Origin of the sequence: Halocynthiibacter sp. SDUM655004 (genome assembly GCF_026015885.1) — a bacterium.
Taxonomy (GTDB): Bacteria; Pseudomonadota; Alphaproteobacteria; order Rhodobacterales; family Rhodobacteraceae; genus Falsihalocynthiibacter; species Falsihalocynthiibacter halioticoli.
In genome coordinates this window covers 98,035-115,792 of sequence record NZ_JAPDUG010000001.1, presented here as the reverse complement: position 1 = coordinate 115,792, position 17,758 = coordinate 98,035, and the positions used below count along the sequence as shown (strand labels likewise).

The following is a 17,758-nucleotide window of genomic DNA, read 5'->3' as shown; positions in this document are numbered from 1 at the left end:
TCGTGCAAACAGATATAAATCCCCGAGAAAGGCCGCCCCTTGACCGATTTGAACCTGAAAGAGTTTTTGCCCTATCAGCTTGCCGTTCTGTCGGCAAAGATCAGTCAGGAATTCTCTGAAATCTATCAAGACCGATTTGGGATCACCATTCCCGAATGGCGCATCCTTGCGCATCTTTCACAACAATCCGAACCACTAAGTGTGCGTGAGATTCACAAGATGGTTCATATGGATAAGTCAAAGATAAGCCGCGCCGCAGCGCGTCTCGAAAAACGTGGATTGATCAACAAGCTTGTTAGCGAAACGGATCGCCGTTTGGTCGAATTGTCTCTAACGCCTGACGGCCGCACAATGATCGACGAAATTACACCACTTGCGCTCGAGTATGAGGAAGCGGTCCTCGCATCGCTCGGTGACAGCCCGGACTCCTTCCGCAAAGCCATTGCTGATCTTTTGGCAGCCAGAGACGCTGCGTAATCCTTTTCGGGTCATTTTCGGGTGCTAGACTTCCTCAAAATCAATGAGGAGCCCAACATGACAGACATCGTAATTCTAGGCAGCGCGCGCACAGCTATCGGCGGGTTTGGCAAGAGCCTTGCCGGAGTGTCCCCTGCGGACCTTGGAACTGTCGTCGCCAAAGAGGCCATGTCCCGCGCCAACGTCGAACCGGCCCAAATCGGTACCGTTGCCATGGGCCATGTGATCAACACTGAACCCCGCGACATGTACATCAGCCGCGTTGCCGCTATGCAGGCTGGCATTCCTGACAGCGTTCCTGCGATGAACGTCAACCGGCTCTGCGGCTCTGGCGTTCAGTCTCAGATCTCTGTGATTCAGTCTCTAATGCTGGGGGATTGCGATTTTGCACTAGCCGGCGGTGCAGAAAGCATGAGCCGCGCGCCCTACATCCTTCCATCTGCGCGCTGGGGTAGCAAAATGGGCGACGCTGTTGCGCAGGACATGATGCTTGGCGCGCTGAATTGCCCGTTTGGTACGGGGCACATGGGCGTAACCGCCGAAAACGTTGCGAGCGAATTCGGCATTACACGCGAAGAACAGGACGCCTTCGCTCTAAGAAGCCAAACCAATGCAATTGCAGCTCAAAATGCCGGTTACTTCAAGGACCAGATCGTTCCTGTAGAGATTAAGGTCAAACGCCAGACAGTCCTCTTCGACACAGACGAGCATCCCCGCGCGACGACACTAGATGATCTCGCTAAGTTGCGACCCGTATTCCAAAAAGAAGGCTCTGTTACAGCCGGAAACGCCTCTGGTATCAACGATGGTGCCGCTGCAATCGTCTATGCAACCGCAGATGCCGCAGAGAAAGCCGGCCTCACTCCGAAGGCACGCGTACTTGGCTATGGGCTTGGTGGTGTAAGGCCAGAAGTGATGGGGATCGGACCGATTCCGGCAGTTCAAAACCTTCTTGAGCGTACGGGTTTGAGCATTACTGATTTCGACGTGATCGAGAGCAACGAAGCCTTCGCCAGCCAAGCGCTTGCCGTCGCCAAGGAGCTTGGCATGAACCCAGATGTCGTTAATCCAAACGGTGGCGCGATCGCGCTCGGTCACCCTGTTGGTGCGACAGGTGCGATTATCACCGTCAAAGCCCTCTATGAGTTGGAAAGAATTGCTGGCAAGCGCGCGCTTATCACGATGTGTATCGGCGGTGGCCAAGGGATCGCATTGGCCATTGAAAGGCTCTAATCCAGCTTAACTTTCGAATTTTTTTGCGGGGCGAGCAGCAGTTGTTGCGCGCCCCGTTTGCTTTCAAACCACTCACCAAGCACCGAATTTCTTCCGAGTTAAGACTCTATTCACCAGAATCGAACAATCTTCCTGAAAGGTAGTTCGGAGAAGAGCTTTGGGATTTGATATAGCGGACAAACTAGCCCAGGAAAGACGCGCGAGGCTCGCTGCGGAGCGGTTGCTGGCCCAAAAACAATCCGAATTATTCTCCGCAAACTCTCGGCTTGGCAAGCACGCCCGAGCGCTCTCTGATGAAATCGTTGAAAAGCGACTAGAAGTGCGCTCCGCGCGTACGCAAGCCGAGCAACTAAAGGGCGAGAAGTCGCAAGTTCTATCCGAGCTTCGGACGGCAGAAAATAAAGTTCAGATCGCGGAACGCCGCCTGTGGGATTCTATCCAGTCCATTCAGGACGGCTTCGCGGTCTTTGATAGCAACTCACGGCTGGTAGCTGCAAACAACGCCTATATGGCGACCTTCGACGGCCTCGAAGAAATTCGTGTGGGTGTTGAATACAATCGCGTTCTACAGCTCGTCGCTGAGGAGGGCATCGTTGATATCGGCAACGCCACCAGAGCCGAATGGTGCGCGAGGATGCTCGAACGCTGGCACGAGCCCGAGATCCGCGAAGAGACCATTCAACTCTGGAACGGGCATTACATCAAACTCATTGAACGGCGCGCAGAAGGGGGGGACACGGTTACGCTCGCCCTCAACATCACCGCCACCATCCGCTACGAAGCAGAACTCAAGGCCGCGCGCGAAAAAGCCGAAGCTGCCAATCGGGCCAAATCGGCTTTTCTCGCCAATATGAGCCATGAAATCCGCACACCAATGAACGGTGTGATCGGCATGGCGGACCTTCTGCAAGACACCGATCTAAGCGAGGAACAGAAGCTCTATATCCAGACCATTCGACACTCTGGCGAAGCGCTTCTTGTCATTATCAACGACATTCTGGATTACTCCAAAATCGAAGCCGAAAAACTCACTCTCAATCCCGAACCGTTCTCATTTGAGGCCGTTGTCAACGAAACCGTCACACTCCTTTCGCCGTCCGCACAGGACAAAGGGCTTGAGCTACGCGTAGAAAATTCGCTTCCAGAAGATGCGCATTTTGTCGGAGATCCAGGGCGACTTCGGCAAGTGCTGACCAACTTGATCGGAAACGCGGTCAAATTTACGTCGGACGGATTCATTCGCATCGGTGTGCATGCCACGCCGTCTCGGAACCCGAAGAAACAAAAAGTGCATATTGAAATCGAAGACACCGGCATCGGCATTTCCAAAGAGCACGCCGAGTTCATCTTTGGTGAATTCAATCAGGTCGACGGTGATCATAACCGAAAGTTTGAAGGCACTGGCCTTGGACTTGCGATTACCAAACAACTTGTCGAGCTTATGTCTGGTAAAATCTGGGTTGAGTCTTCTGAAGGGAACGGATCAACCTTTCATGTCGTATTAGACCTTCCAACCTCTGCACCGCGGGGAAATGCAAAAACCGAAATCAGCAAGACCGTCGAGGTTCCAGCGAAGCCCCAAATCGAAGCCCGAAGACTTCGGGTTCTGGCCGCAGAGGACAATGGTACAAACCGTTTGGTATTCAGCAAGATGGTTCGCAATCTCGACATTGAACTTGAATTTGCTGTCAACGGGCGAGAAGCAGTCGAAGCCTTTTCACAGTTCAAGCCGGACTTGGTATTTATGGATATATCCATGCCAGAGGTCGACGGCAAAGAAGCGACGCGCCAAATTAGGGAGCACGAAAAAGCCGCCGGAAAGGCACCGACACCAATTATTGCCCTTACCGCTCATGCGCTGGACACGGACAAGGCAGAAATGCTTGCAGCAGGGCTCGACGAATACTCGACCAAGCCGCTTCGAAAGAATGAAATCTATAATTTCATCGAGAAGTATGCGCCAAAGGACGTGCGCCCTGCGCTGCAAAATGTTCTATCCCCTAACGCAGATTTGGTGAGTTAACGGCTAGGAAGCTTCACTTAGAATCTGAAGAAAAGCCGGCCCGAAACGCTCTGCCTTCGCCTCGCCCATGCCCGATATGCGCATCATGTCATCGAGCGAAGACGGCTTTCGTTCGGCAATTTGCTTTAACGTCGACGTGCTACAACTCAGGTATTTCTCGCTTCCGCAGTCCCCTCGGGCAAGACGAAGTTGTTCTTCGGCAAGCCTGTCGAATGTTGTGCCTGCCTCTTTCCCTGCAAGACGCCGTCTCATCGGATGTACGTCTGTTGGCTTCTCGCCAACGATGACTTCCAAGAACGTTGCGCCGTAAACTTCCAGTTTTTTCGCGCCAACACCGCTGATCGCCGCCATCTCATCAAGGTTCTGCGGCTTTGTTTCTGCCATTTCGATCAACGTACGATCCGTAAAAACGACATAGGCCGGAACGCGAGCAGCCTCTGCCAAGGCACGGCGTTTCGCTTTGAGCGCACTCAAGAGCGGCTCGTCTTCTTCGGACACCAGCCGTTTGATCGCGGGGCGTCTGTTTTGTTTGGCTTGCTGGATCGTGTCTTTGCGCAAATCAATTGTCGCTTCGTCGCGCAGAATGGGGCGCGCGGCCTCTGTCATTCGAAGCGCACCAAATCTCTCCGGATCAGGGCGTATAAGATCATGCCCCATCATCTGTCGGAACACAGCCTGCCACTCGCGCTTGCTGTACTCTTTGCCAACTCCGAATGTCGGCAAAGTATCATGCCCCTTTTCGCGAACCTTGTCCGTTTCCGCACCGAGGAGAATATCAATCAAGTGCCCAGCGCCGAAATACTCGCCAGTCCGCAAGATCGCAGAAAGGGCTTTGCGAACGGCAGTTGTGCCGTCAAAAATTTCGACTGGATTCTCGCAAAGATCGCAATGGCCGCAGGGTTCTGTTGTTTCACCGAAATAGGACAGCAACATTTGGCGCCGACACCGAAGCGCTTCTGACAAGCCAAGAAGCGCGTTTAGCCGCCCGTGATCGGCTTCCCTTCGCTCGAGCGGCGCAAGGCTTTCGTCGATCTGAACCCGTCGAAGGCGGATGTCATCAGCACCATAGAGCGTTAAAGTCTCGGCCGGTCCGCCATCGCGCCCTGCGCGCCCGATTTCCTGATAATAGCTTTCGATAGATTTGGGCAAATCAGCATGCGCAACCCAGCGGATATCGGGCTTATCAACGCCCATTCCAAACGCAACGGTCGCGGCAACGATTAACCCATCTTCGCTCTGGAACTTCGCTTCGACAAAACGACGATCATCCGCCTCCATGCCGCCATGATAGTGCAAAGCGTTGTGCCCTGCGTCTCGAAGCGCTTTGGCTAGGGTCTCTGTCTTGGCGCGGCTGGCGCAATAAACAATTCCCGCCTGCCCGCGATGCTCTTGTGCAAAGGCCAATATCTGTTTTCGCGGCCCGTTCTTTGCTTCAAACTTTAGGTGAATATTCGGGCGATCGAACCCGTGCAAAAAGGTTTCGGGCGTGCTTCCGTCAAAGAGGCGCGCAATGATTTCGCTTCTGGTTTCCTGATCTGCCGTGGCGGTGAAGGCCGCCAACGGCACATCCAACATATGACGCAACTCGCCAATTCTAAGGTAATCGGGCCGGAAATCATGTCCCCACGCGGAAACGCAATGCGCCTCGTCGACCGCAATCAAAGACACCCCAATGCGCCGCAACATGTTGTGCGTACCGGAATTGGCAAGCCGTTCGGGAGCCATATAAAGCAGCTTCATATGGCCCGCATCCAATGCGGCAAACACCTCTTCGGTCTCTTCTTCGGTATTTCCAGACGTTAGCGCGCCAGCCGAAACACCGGCCTCTTTCAGCGCCCGTACTTGATCCCGCATGAGGGCGATCAGCGGTGAGATCACAACCGTCACACCGTCACGCATCAGCGCAGGGAGCTGAAAGCAAAGAGACTTACCACCACCTGTTGGCATAATCGCCAACGTGTTCGCCCCCTTCGCAACCGCGTCTACAATCTCCGCCTGTCCGGGGCGAAATTCATCGAATCCGAATACGGTCGACAAAAGTGTCTGAGCGGTGGTCATAGCCTGTAGTACTGCTTGTTTTTAGGGTTTCCCCTACAGTTCCACAGGCCGCAACCAAGAACAAGAGTCGCTAGAAGAAAAACGCCGCGTTGTTCTGAAGAATAATGCGAATTGCGATCAGGATCACAAAGGCAACCAATGGCGCAAGATCGATTCCGCCCATATCCGGGAGGAATTGTCGGATGCGGCTATAGGCCGGCTCGAGCAGTTTGTTTAGCCCGTACCAAATCTGCGCAACAATCGGTTGACGCAAATTCAGAACCTGAAAATTAATGAGCCAACTCATGATGATATGCGCAATCATGATGAACCAGACGATGTCCAGCACAAGATTGAGAATTTGATATAGCGACGACATACCTGCCCCTTTTTTCCGCGTTCCTATTCACCTAATGCGCCCATCCACATCTGGCAAGAGCTTGCCGTGACGTCGTGGTTGACCGTGGCGAAAACTTCTTCACAGAAAAAGGTAAAGGAGATTGCCATGTATCCGTTTATTCGCCTGCTCAAAGAAGCTGTCAAATTCCGAAACGCCACGACGCTCAAGGTTGGCGAGAACCACGTTTCGCATCATATTTGCTGGCCGTGGGATCTCGATATGTGGGCGGAGCTTAACAATGGCAGGGCGCTGTCGCTCTATGATCTCGGGCGCATCCCGCTCGCGCGGCGCATGGGGTTGATCAAAGTGCTGCGGCGCGAAAAATGGGGTTTGGCGGTTGCAGGGACGAGCATTCGCTATCGCCGCCGCATTCGCGCATTTGACAAGATAGAGATGCGCAGCAGATTGGTGTCTTGGGATGAACGTTTCATCTATCTGGAGCAAGGCATGTGGGTCCGTGGAGAATGCGCGAGCCACGCCCTGTTTCGAACGGCTGTTACGGATCGGAACGGTATCGTGTCAACCAAACGGGTTATGGATGCACTTGGGCTTGAAGCAACCGCTCCGGAAATGCCGCAGTGGAGCGCCGCCTGGGTCGACGCAGACACCAAACGCCCTTGGCCCCCAATGGGCGATACCGCAATCACCCCTTGATTTGACGTTGCGTTCACTGTCTTACTCCTAGTTAAAACAAACAGGACTTCGAGCAGTGGCACAAATCTCGCAGAAGAAGCGTGTATGGGGATGGATGGCGTTTGATTGGGCCAGCCAACCGTTTCATACGCTCATGCTCACCTTTATTTTCGGCCCCTATTTCGCCGAAATCGTCGGTCTGAAGCTGCTCTCTGGCGGAATGGACCCTGAAGCAGCCAAAGCACAAGCGCAGGCCTACTGGGGCTATGGGCTTACCGTGACAGGCCTTCTCATCGCGTTTTCTGCACCTGTTCTGGGTGCCTTTGCCGACAGTTCTGGCAACCGGATGTTTTGGATCAAGATATTCTCCGCCTTCTATATCTTCGGGGCCGCCGCTCTCTGGACTGCGCATCCAACCGATTTTAACATTTTCTGGGTTTTGGTGCTGTTTGGCATCGGCTTCATTGGCGTCGAATTCACAACTATCTTTGTAAACTCAATCCTCCCTTCACTCGCACCAAAAGAAGACATCGGCCGCATTTCCGGCTCTGGCTTCGCGCTCGGATATTGGGGCGGCGTATTCTCTTTGTTTATTATGCTGCTCCTCTTCGCAGAGAACGCAACGGGCAAGACACTTATCGGAATCGAACCGCTGTTCGGCCTCGATCCGACCCAGCGCGAAGGAACCCGCTTTGTCGGGCCATTTACCGCAATCTGGTTTATCGTCGCGATGATCCCCTTTTTCCTCTGGGTTCGCGAAAAGCCAAGCGACACGGCATCCGGCGGCAGCGCAAAAGACGCGCTCGCAGAACTTTGGAGTACAATCAAATCACTTCCCCATCGCTCTTCGCTCTTTGCGTTTCTTTCAAGCAGCTTGTTTTATCGTGATGCGCTGAACGGCCTCTACGGCTTTGGAGCGATCTATGCCAAAGGGGTGCTTGACTGGTCGCTTATCCAGATCGGTGTATTCGGGATTGTTGGCGCGATAACAGCGGCCGTTTTTTCCTATGTCGGCGGGCTTGTCGATGCTCGGAAAGGGCCAAAACCCGTCATCAAGTTCTCTATCTTCTGCCTAATCACGGTCTGTATCATCGTTGTCGGGATGTCGCGCGACAATATCTTTGGCGTGCCTTTTCCCGCGGGCTCTTCTGTACCTGACATCATCTTCTTTATTTGCGGCGGCATTATCGGTGCTGCTGGCGGCGCTCTTCAAGCCAGCTCCCGCACCATGATGGTCCGCCATGCGGATGCCGAGCGCCCAACCGAAGCTTTCGGCCTCTATGCGCTCTCGGGCAAAGCAACCGCGTTTATGGCCCCTGGGTTGATCGCAATTTTCTCTGATCTAAGCGGAAATCAGCGGATTGGCATTACGCCTCTCATCGCGCTGTTTACGATTGGCTTAGTCTTGTTAATCTGGGTGAAACCACAGGGAGATCAAACAACATGATTAAGCAACTCGCATTCGTCATCGCGTTGATTTCCGGCACGGCTGCATTGGCAGAGCCCGAAGCTCGCCAGCTTTTCGGCTCTAAATCGGCCGGATCGCCACATAAGGCCGCTCCATTTGGCAGCTACGCAAAAGGATGCCTTGCAGGCGGCGTTCAACTTCCGGAAACCGGTCCGACTTGGCAGGCCATGCGCCTGTCCCGAAACCGAAACTGGGGGCATCCCGAAACCGTTGAGTTTATCGAGAGATTATCCAAATACGCCGCCAAGCAAGATGGGTGGAACGGCCTCTATATCGGCGACATGGCCCAACCACGCGGCGGCCCGATGCTGTCTGGTCACCGCAGCCACCAAATCGGGCTGGATGCAGATATCTGGATGCTGCCAGCCCAAGACCTGACCCTCTCGCGAAACGCACGCGAAAACATCTCTTCGATCTCTATGCGCCGCGCCAACGGGGCCTATGTCAACAACAGCTGGACAAGAGCGCATCACAACATTCTCAAGGCTGCGGCCAAGGATAAAGCCGTTGCGAGGATTTTTGTGTTTCCCGGCGCGAAGGTTCAGATGTGCAACGACGAGAAAGGCAACCGTGCGTGGCTTCGAAAAATTCGGCCATGGTGGGGGCATCATTACCACTTTCATGTACGGCTCGCTTGCCCAAGAGGCGCGAAAGGCTGCGTTGATCAAGCCCCGCCCCCCAAGGGTGACGGATGTGCCGAGGCGGAAAAATGGGTACAGGATATCCTCAATCCGCCAAAGCCAAAGCCAGCTGATCCGAATGCACCGCCCCCGCCCAAACGGCGCGAACTCGTGATGGCCGACCTACCAAACCAGTGTGAAACCGTTTTACGCGCCAAGTAAATTGCGAGCACGGCATCGGCAATCGTGGCCTTCGAAGGGGCTTGCCAACGTGCTGCGAGGTCGTTAGACCCCATCCGTCCCGAATAATCGGGGCCGAGTCTCCGCTACCTTGATAAAACGGATTACATCATGACAAGACTTCTCCCCGGCGTTATCGCCATGGCGGCCATTGTTGTGGCCAGCAACATTCTCGTTCAATTTCTATTGGGCGACTGGCTTACTTGGGGCGCCCTAACCTACCCGCTCGCCTTTCTCGTAACCGACATTATGAACCGCGTGTATGGCGCAAGCGCTGCGCGACGCGTCGTGTTTGTTGGCTTCTGCGTTGGCGTGGCCTGCTCCTTGATTGGCTCGCAAATTCACGGGGAATACGGCCCGCTCGTTGCACTCCGCGTTGCTGTTGCTTCTGCGGTTGCCTTCCTTTCGGCGCAGCTCCTCGACGTCGCAATCTTTGATCGGTTGCGCTCTGGCGCATGGTGGCGCGCTCCCTTGGCCTCGACGCTTTTCGGTTCTGTGCTCGACACTGTGCTGTTTTTCACAATTGCGTTCTCTGCTTCGGTAACAATCTTCGGAGCAAACGCTGACGCCGCGATCAGTTGGGCTTGGGAAGGCGTTCCGTTCCTCGGCTTCGGTGGCGTTGTGCCGCTTTGGGTGTCTCTCGCTTTTGCTGATTGGTTGGTCAAACTTGCCCTAGCATTAATCGCTTTGGTGCCATTTCGCCTTATTGTCACAAAACTTCATCCAAATGTTGCGTAAAAAGTTTTGACAAACACAAAATCTGTGGCAACCTCCTAGTTATAGAAACAACTTGAAAGGAGGTGCCTATGATTATTGGGAAAATGGAGCAGATGGCGAAGGTCACGAGCTGGGAATTGTTTAGGGGGCAACCCTCCTAAATTATGCACCGGCTTAGGGGCAGCTCTGTCCCACTAGCCACCTCCGATTCTCGAGGAGAGCCTTAGCGACATCCGCTAAGGCTCTTTCAATTTCAGATGCAATTTTCTTTGAATTCCCATATTGGTAAGGCATGCGGATCAACGACGACATAACCTTGGAAGACTGGGAGTTCTCAGAAAATTTCACCCGAAGTTCCGGGCCAGGCGGACAGAATGTAAACAAAGTCTCGACCGCAGTCGAATTGCGTTTCGAAGCCGCGCGAAGCCCAAACCTGCCTCCTTATGCCAAGGCGCGCCTGAAAAAGCTTGCTGGTCAGAAATGGACCCAAGAAGGCGCGGTTCTTATTCGGGTTGAGGACACACGCTCGCAAGCACGTAATCGGGAAATAGCCCGCGAACGTCTTTGTACGTTGGTTCAAAAGTCGCTTGAGCGGCCAAAACGCAGGATCAAAACCCGCCCAACATTGGCAAGCAAAAGGCGCCGCGTCGAAAGCAAAGTCCGACGTGGCCAGATAAAATCACTCCGCGGTCGTGTCTCTGGAGACGACTAGTTTACACAATTACGTCGAATTTTTGCTGCGCACCAATATCAAACACGCGTTTGTATCTTTCAATTTCGTCTAACGGGCCCATTGCCTTGTTCGGGTTATCCGAAAGCTTAACTGTCGGTTTGCCATTGGCCTCCACCGCTTTGCAAACAAGCGAGAATGGCGCGAGGCCATCATCTGCGACAAGGCCTCTAAAATCATTGGTCAACAATGTGCCCCACCCGAAAGAAACCCGCACACGACCCGCAAACTTTGCGCTCAGCTCTTTGATTTTCGCGACATCCAATCCATCAGAGAAGATAACAAGCTTTTCGCGCGGATCTTCGCCGCGATCTTTCCACCACTGAATTGCTGTCTCCGCACCCGTTTCAGGGTCGCCACTATCGATCCGGATGCCTGTCCAGCTTGCCAGCCAATCCGGCGCCTGACGAAGAAAACTTGATGTGCCGTAGGTATCTGGCAAAATTATTCGAAGATTCCCTTCGTGCTCTTCCTGCCAATCTTCCAGAACTTTGTACGGCGCAACGCGCAATTCCTTATCAGTTTCGGCGAGTGCGGAATAAACCATTGGAAGTTCGTGTGCGTTTGTACCTATCGCCTCGACCTCGCGGCGCATGGCAATCAAACAGTTTGACGTGCCAACAAACTTCTGCGCCAAGCCTTCTTGCATGGCCTGAACGCACCAATCCTGCCAAAGAAAACTGTGGCGGCGGCGCGTGCCAAAATCAGCAATACGCAAGTTTTCTACTGGCCGAAGCTCTTCAACCTTCTCCCAGACTTTTGTCATCGCCCGCGCATAAAGGACCTGAAGTTCAAACCGTCCCATGTCAGACATCACAGCGCGGCTGCGAAGCTCGACCAAGATGGCCAGCGCTGGAACTTCCCAAAGCATAACTTCCGGCCACGTTCCTTCGAACGTCAGCTCATATTGCCCGTCGCGCTTTTCTAGGTGATAGGGCGGCAATCTTAGGCCCTCGAACCACTCCATGAAATCAGAGCGAAACATTTGGCGCTTGCCATAAAACATGTTCCCACGCAGCCATGTGCTTTCGCCGCGGCTTAGCGAAAGCGAGCGCATATGGTCGAGTTGCTCCCGCAATTCGCCCTCGTCAATGATATCCGCGAGCCGGACCTTTTTGCTGCGATTGATGAGCGAAAATGTAACGTTCGCGTCGCGGTGATTGCGGAACACAGACTGACACATCAGGAGTTTGTAGAAATCTGTATCAATCAACGACCGTACGATCGGATCGATCTTCCACTTATGATTATATACACGCGAAGCAATATCGACCACGGGGCACCCCAAAATTAGGTTTCCATCCCTGATAGACGATCACAGAAGCAACGCAAACCGCAATTAGTTTTCACGCATATGCTCTGCAACATTTTCTGCGAGATCGGCAAGCTTGAAGGGCTTGGTCATGAAACCATTCATGCCAGCGCGCAAACACTCTTCGCGATCGGTCTCAAATGCGTTCGCAGTTAGCGCGATAACAACCGTTGTCGCACTCCGATGCTTTTCGAGTTCCCGAATACACTTTGTGGCTTCTAACCCGTTTTTCTTGGGCATCGATATATCCATCAAAATAAGGTCCGGCTCGTGTTTCTTAAAAAGGTTCACAGCCTCTTCACCGTCAACCGCAAACTCGATGTGCGCTGCATGGGGCCCAAGCATCTTATTTAGTAGCAAGCGATTGGTTTTATTATCATCCGCTACGAGAATTTTCTTGTTACTAAGGCAAGTTATTTTGATTTTCTTCGAAGCACTAAGCGCCTTTGATTGAGTTTGCGTTTCAGCAATGTCTAGCTCAAGGGCGAGCTTGAACACTGATCCTTTGCCGACTTTTGACTCTACTGAAATTTCGCCGCCCATTTGGCGCGCTAAGTTTTGTGAGATGGTCAAGCCGAGGCCAGTACCGCCGTACTTATGCGGCGTATCACCTTCAGCCTGTGTAAATGTTTCGAAAATTCTCTGCCGCGCTTCTGGCGCAATTCCGATCCCCGTGTCGCACACTTCAAGCACGACTCTCTGTCGGTCCGCCAGAGCCTTCGTAGAAAGAGCGATTTTGACATGGCCCTCGCTTGTGAACTTGATCGCATTTCCAACCAGATTCAGCACGATCTGGCGAAGGCGTCCCGCATCCCCAATTAGATGGGGCAAAGGCGAAGTTGGCAAATTCAATTCATATTCAAGCCCCTTGCTTTGGGCCAACGGCTCTAGAAGCTTTACGGCGCTCTGAACACAATCAGGTACTGAGAATGGCTCCGCGACAAGCGTGATGCCTTTTGCCTCGTGTTTGGAAAGGTCGAGCACATCGTTGATGATCTGAAGCAAAGCCTCGCCAGATGATAGGATTGTCGAGGCGTAATCTTGTTGTTCGTTTGAAATCGGCGCGCGCGACAGAAGTTCTGCCATGCCGATGATCCCATTCAGCGGTGTACGAATTTCATGGCTCATTGTGGCAAGGAAATTCGCTTTGCTTTTCGCATTGTCCTCGGCCTCGATTCGAGCAAGAGCCAGTTCCCGCTCCCGTTTTTTGGTTTCGGTAATATCGCGCTCGACTGAAATGATTTTATCCAACTCGCCATCAGGCGTTGTAAGAGGTGTAATATTGGTCTCAATCCAGATTTCACGACCGGATTTTGTATAGTTAATGATCTCTGTGCGAATTGATCGTTTTTGCTCGATTGCATTTTTGATCTCATCAACGGCTTCCATTGATGTATTGCTGCCATTCAAAAGCTGCCCAAGAGTCTTACCAATCGCTTCGCTGCTTCCGTATCCGGTCACCTCGCTAAATGCTGGGTTAACCCACTCAATCCTTCGATCAGCGTCAGAGATAATGACACTGTCATTGGCATGCTTTGCAACAAGGGCAAGATTTCTAGCGCGCTGACTTTCTTCGCGAAGCTCAGCGTGCATGCGCTCCACTGCGTTCTTCTGCTCCAAAAGTTTCCGCTCATATGATTGCCGACGCGCAAAGCTGACGTTTGAAAATTGAACGAAAACGTAGGCAAGGTAGAGCAAGAGGGCAAAGGCCAATGCGTCATAAACCTCTTTGTAGGTTCCTTGCGGACTTGGGAGCTCGGAGAAAGTTAGCCAAATTCCGAGAGCCAGAAATGTGACAACCCGGACGAGCCCTGCATATCGGTGAAACGGCGTAACCAACCCAGAGTTAATCCCCGCGCCCAGTAAAATCGCCATTGCAAAGAAATGTAATTCTCCAGCTTCGCCGAGGTTCCAGAGTGTCCAGACAATCAACGAAACGCATAGACCTTGAATGCCAGCTAAGGTGGTTGAAATTACTTGCGCACGTTTGAGGCCATTTGGCTTGATTCCGGTTTTTGAAATTCGAAAAAGGTACGTGCACTCTATCAAGTCTCCGAACAGAGATAGGAGAGCGAGCGCAACGCCAAGCTCAAAGTCATAAAGGCTAGCGATCGCAACTCCGCCAACAAGCGCAAGTATCTGTCGATTGCCAATTTGCCGAACACGCCCCCTAGCATATCGCAGCAGCAGGCCCTCGGTAGAGTTGCGCGTTTCAAAACTATCAAGTTCGCTTTGCAGGCGCGTTCGTCGAACATTTGAGTACATAAACAGTGGATTCCAATTGAATGGAAGCCACTCTAGGGCAGACTGTTTAACAATTTCCTGCTGTTAGCCTTCGATCAAAGTCACGCCGGATTTGCGCATCTCGTCATATGCTTCTCCAAGCGAGTCACCCAGCCCAATCCCGCGACAACCTGCCAAATCCACAGCAACGCTCAGGCCAAGCGTTCTCGCATCCGTCGCAGTGAAGCGCACGCAATAATCCGTAGCCAAACCAACAATGGTAACAGTGTCTATTCCGCGGGTTTTGAGGTATCCGTCTAAACCAGTTGGGGTTTTATGATCATTCTCAAAGAAGCCGGAGTAACTGTCTATTTCAGGATTGCTGCCCTTACGAATGATGACATTTGCGCGGTCTGTATCGAGCTTTTCGTGAAACGCCGCACCTTCGCTTCCTTGGATGCAATGATCCGGCCAGAGAACCTGTGGCCCATAGGGCATTTGCGTAAGCTCGAATTCGCCCTTGCCGGAGTGGCTCGAGGCAAAAGACGAATGCCTCTTGGGGTGCCAGTCCTGTGTGAGCACGATGTGCCGAAAATCCAGCATCATTTCATTGATGTAGGGCACGACCTGATGCCCTTCAGAGACTGCAAGCGCACCACCAGGGCAAAAATCATTTTGAACATCGATAACCAGAAGCGCTTCGTTTGCTGGACGCATGAGACAACCTTTCGTTGCATAAGGGGTAGATTGCCTTCTGGCCTGCGTCAACTGTTGCTCTTGCAGGGCGCTCAGGTTCACACTATTTGAGGCCCATGACAGTTGTAGCCGCACTATATCACTTCACCCGTTTCGATGATCCGGACGCTTTGCGTGCCCCTATTAAGGCTCTATGCAAAGAAGAAGGCATTAATGGTTCGCTTTTGATTGCCGCCGAAGGCATCAACGGAACTGTTGCCGGTCCGCGCAAAGGTATTGATCGTTTGCTCGCGCATCTGCGCGCCCTGCCCGGTTGTTCGGATCTCGAGCACAAGGAAAGCGCCGCAAGCGAAATGCCGTTCGGGCGGATGAAAGTGCGTCTCAAGAAAGAGATCGTCACAATGGGCCAACCCGATGTAGACCCACGCGCCAAGGTTGGACATTACGTCGCCCCCGAAGATTGGAACGACCTGATCCAGCAGGAAGACGTTGTAGTGATTGATACGCGCAACGACTACGAAGTGGCAATCGGGACTTTTGAAGGCGCAATAGACCCTGAAACCAAGACTTTCGGCGAGTTCCCTGCGTGGTGGGAAGAGAACAAAGACCGCTTTCACAACAAGCGCGTCGCGATGTTCTGCACCGGTGGTATCCGGTGCGAAAAATCGACGAACTACTTGCTTGGCCAGGGTGTTGAAGACGTATTCCACCTAAAGGGCGGTATTCTGAAATATCTCGAAGAGGTCCCTGCCGAAGAAAGCACTTGGAACGGCGAGTGTTTCGTCTTTGACGGCCGCGTTTCAATCGGCCACGGGCTTGTCGAAGGGCCACATCTGTTGTGCCATGCCTGCCGCCAACCAATTCTGCCCGAGGATACGAAGCGCCCAGAGTATGAAGACGGTGTGAGCTGCCATCTCTGCCACGACAAGACCACGGAAGAGCGCAAAGAGCGTTTCCGCGAGCGCCAAAAACAGATCGCACTTGCCGAGAAACGCGGCGAGCGCCATTTCGGCGCGCCTAATTTGCTCGACGAATAGTCTCTAACTCTGCATTTCGTCTGAAATTTCGCCTTCGGCTACGGCGCCAAGCGTACGAACAATATCCCGCGCGCGGATCAAACCGACTTGGGTTTCTCCGTTTTTAACGGAAACCTGCATAACGCCCGAATTCAAAAGGGTCATTACTTCGGAAAGCGGCGCGTTAGACTGTATTTCCGGCGCTTCGCTGTCTGTTCCGTCGGTCATCACATCGCCCGCACACAACACGCCAAGTGGGTTCATATTAGCTACAAAGTCGCGCACGTATTCGTTTGCTGGATTTCGGATGATTTGTTGGGGTGTGCCGCATTGAACAATTCGCCCACCTTCAAGAATTGCGATCCGATCGCCCAGTTTGAACGCCTCGTCCAGATCATGGCTCACAAAGATAATGGTGCGCCGCAGATTATTTTGCAGATCGAGCAATTCATCCTGTAGTCTTGTGCGGATAAGCGGGTCAAGCGCGCTGAAAGGCTCGTCCATCAGCAAAATCGGTGCTTGAGTTACGAATGCACGGGCAAGACCAACACGTTGCTGCATGCCACCGGACAATTCTGAAACCTTGCGGTCTGCCCAGTCGGCCAAACCAACAAGTGCTAGGGTTTCCTGCACCAAAGGAAGGTAATCAGACGCGGCTTCTCCGGCCAGTTCCGGCCCCAACGCAACGTTCTGCTCAACCGTTCGCCAAGGCAAAAGGCCGAACTGTTGGAAAACCATCGCGATACGCCTCTGGCGCATTTCCCGCAAAGTATCAGCCGAGGCGTTGGTAACATCTACCATGCCCTCGCCGTCATTGACGTGCACAGCGCCGCGCACAACGGGGTTTAGGCCGTTAACCGCCCGCAATAGGGTCGATTTCCCAGAACCAGAGAGCCCCATCAGCACGAGAATTTCGCCCTCGGCAACGGAAAGGCTACAATCATGGACGCCGAGGATTTGATCGGTTTCAGACTGTACTTCGGCGCGCGACATACCCTGATCCATCAGCGGAAGCGCTTTTTGTGGCTTGTTCCCGAAAACAATACTCACGTTATCAAATACAACAGAGGGAAGTGGTTCCGCGCTCATTTGCTATCAATCCTCAACACTCGATCCAGCATGATCGCCACCACAACAATCACGAAGCCGCTTTCAAACCCAAGCGCCGTATTCACCTGATTTAGCGCCCGCACAACCGGAACGCCAAGCCCATCTGCCCCAACGAGCGCGGCAATCACCACCATCGAGAGCGACAACATAATCGTTTGGTTCAAGCCGGTCATGATCTGCGGCAATGCATAGGGAAGTTCGACTTTCCAAAGCTTCTGTCTCGGCGTTGCACCAAAAGCCTCTGCCGCTTCAAGCAGCGGCTGGGGCGTTGATGTAACCCCGAGGTGCGTCAATCTGATCGGCGCGGGCAATACAAAGATTACGGTCGCAATCAGCCCCGGCACCATACCGATCCCGAAGAACACAATCGCAGGAATGAGGTATACGAACGTCGGCAGCGTCTGCATCAGGTCCAAAATAGGCCGTAATGCCCGATAAAACCGAGGACGATGCGCGGCAGCGATTCCAATCGGCACGCCAACCCCCATACAGACAACACAGGCCGAAAGTACCAGCGTTAGGCTCTCTGTTGTCTCTTCCCAATACCCTTGATTGAGAATGAACAGGAACCCAATAGCGACGAAGAGGGAGATCTTCCAGCTTCTCTGATAAACATAAGCCAGCGCTGCGAACACAAAAACTACAACAAGCGGTGGTGGCGTCTGCATAAGCCATAGGAACGCATCAATCATGCCTTCCATGACGTATGATATCCAATCGAAAACATGCTCGCCGCGCGCCTGAAGCCAGTCAAACATGCGCGCCGCCGTTTTGCCGACGGGGATTTTCGTTTCGGTGAGCCAGTCCATGGATGCCTGTATAC

The 17,758-nt window shown here is 53.1% G+C and carries 16 protein-coding genes; 9 read left to right on the top strand and 7 right to left on the bottom strand.

Annotated elements, in window-relative coordinates; genetic code table 11:
- Positions 1–39: 39 nt before the first annotated feature.
- From N9C89_RS00530 to N9C89_RS00520, 3 genes are all read left to right on the top strand, one after another.
- Positions 40–477 carry a MarR family winged helix-turn-helix transcriptional regulator gene (locus tag N9C89_RS00530; protein WP_263951854.1) on the top strand — a complete coding sequence of 146 codons (438 nt, stop codon included), beginning with the start codon at positions 40–42 and terminating at the stop codon, positions 475–477.
- 57 nt (positions 478–534) lie between these two features.
- Positions 535–1,710: an acetyl-CoA C-acyltransferase family protein gene (locus N9C89_RS00525; RefSeq protein ID WP_263951853.1), complete on the top strand. Its 1,176-nt coding sequence runs from the start codon at positions 535–537 to the stop codon at positions 1,708–1,710.
- 157 nt (positions 1,711–1,867) lie between these two features.
- Positions 1,868–3,733, top strand: coding sequence for an ATP-binding protein (locus N9C89_RS00520; protein WP_263951852.1), 1,866 nt, complete (start codon positions 1,868–1,870; stop codon positions 3,731–3,733).
- Positions 3,734–3,736: 3 nt separating this feature from the next.
- Here N9C89_RS00520 and recQ read toward each other — a convergent pair whose 3' ends face one another.
- Both recQ and N9C89_RS00510 read right to left on the bottom strand, forming a co-directional pair.
- Entirely contained in the window at positions 3,737–5,791 is a 2,055-nt protein-coding gene (gene recQ / locus N9C89_RS00515; RefSeq protein ID WP_263951851.1) for a DNA helicase RecQ, read from the bottom strand.
- Between the two features lie 70 nt (positions 5,792–5,861).
- Entirely contained in the window at positions 5,862–6,149 is a 288-nt protein-coding gene (locus N9C89_RS00510; RefSeq protein WP_263951850.1) for a YggT family protein, read from the bottom strand.
- A gap of 126 nt (positions 6,150–6,275) precedes the next feature.
- On the opposite strand from N9C89_RS00510, the gene N9C89_RS00505 reads away from it, so the two are divergent.
- The 5 genes from N9C89_RS00505 (at position 6,276) to arfB (ending at position 10,560) form a co-directional block, all read left to right on the top strand.
- A complete protein-coding gene (locus N9C89_RS00505) occupies positions 6,276–6,824 on the top strand; it encodes an acyl-CoA thioesterase (protein WP_263951849.1) in 549 nt (182 codons plus the stop codon).
- A 55-nt stretch (positions 6,825–6,879) separates the two neighbouring features.
- A complete protein-coding gene (locus N9C89_RS00500) occupies positions 6,880–8,250 on the top strand; it encodes an MFS transporter (RefSeq protein WP_263951848.1) in 1,371 nt (456 codons plus the stop codon).
- On the top strand, positions 8,247–9,113 hold the full coding sequence (gene mepA, locus N9C89_RS00495; protein ID WP_263951847.1) for a penicillin-insensitive murein endopeptidase: 867 nt from the start codon (positions 8,247–8,249) through the stop codon (positions 9,111–9,113). Before N9C89_RS00500 ends, mepA begins: the two co-directional genes overlap by 4 nt.
- 129 nt (positions 9,114–9,242) lie before the next feature.
- Entirely contained in the window at positions 9,243–9,869 is a 627-nt protein-coding gene (locus tag N9C89_RS00490; protein ID WP_263951846.1) for a queuosine precursor transporter, read from the top strand.
- A gap of 271 nt (positions 9,870–10,140) precedes the next feature.
- On the top strand, positions 10,141–10,560 hold the full coding sequence (arfB, locus tag N9C89_RS00485) for an alternative ribosome rescue aminoacyl-tRNA hydrolase ArfB (RefSeq protein ID WP_263951845.1): 420 nt from the start codon (positions 10,141–10,143) through the stop codon (positions 10,558–10,560).
- A gap of 1 nt (position 10,561) precedes the next feature.
- Here arfB and pncB read toward each other — a convergent pair whose 3' ends face one another.
- The 3 genes from pncB to pncA all read right to left on the bottom strand — a co-directional run bounded on the left by pncB (position 10,562) and on the right by pncA (position 14,830).
- Positions 10,562–11,854 (bottom strand): nicotinate phosphoribosyltransferase, encoded by a 1,293-nt coding sequence (gene pncB, locus N9C89_RS00480; protein WP_263951844.1) that lies wholly within the window; start codon positions 11,852–11,854, stop codon positions 10,562–10,564.
- 63 nt (positions 11,855–11,917) lie between these two features.
- Positions 11,918–14,155 carry an ATP-binding protein gene (locus N9C89_RS00475; RefSeq protein ID WP_263951841.1) on the bottom strand — a complete coding sequence of 746 codons (2,238 nt, stop codon included), beginning with the start codon at positions 14,153–14,155 and terminating at the stop codon, positions 11,918–11,920.
- A 63-nt stretch (positions 14,156–14,218) separates the two neighbouring features.
- A complete protein-coding gene (gene pncA / locus N9C89_RS00470; protein ID WP_263951840.1) occupies positions 14,219–14,830 on the bottom strand; it encodes a bifunctional nicotinamidase/pyrazinamidase in 612 nt (203 codons plus the stop codon).
- A 95-nt stretch (positions 14,831–14,925) separates the two neighbouring features.
- Between pncA and N9C89_RS00465 the strand changes: the two genes are divergently transcribed.
- Entirely contained in the window at positions 14,926–15,846 is a 921-nt protein-coding gene (locus tag N9C89_RS00465) for a rhodanese-related sulfurtransferase (protein ID WP_263951839.1), read from the top strand.
- Positions 15,847–15,849: 3 nt separating this feature from the next.
- On the opposite strand, the gene choV is transcribed toward N9C89_RS00465, so the two are convergent.
- Together choV and choW are read right to left on the bottom strand one after the other, a co-directional pair.
- Positions 15,850–16,914 carry a choline ABC transporter ATP-binding protein gene (choV, locus tag N9C89_RS00460; protein ID WP_263951838.1) on the bottom strand — a complete coding sequence of 355 codons (1,065 nt, stop codon included), beginning with the start codon at positions 16,912–16,914 and terminating at the stop codon, positions 15,850–15,852.
- Positions 16,911–17,744: a choline ABC transporter permease subunit gene (gene choW / locus N9C89_RS00455; protein ID WP_263951837.1), complete on the bottom strand. Its 834-nt coding sequence runs from the start codon at positions 17,742–17,744 to the stop codon at positions 16,911–16,913. Before choW ends, choV begins: the two co-directional genes overlap by 4 nt.
- Positions 17,745–17,758 lie beyond the last annotated feature (14 nt).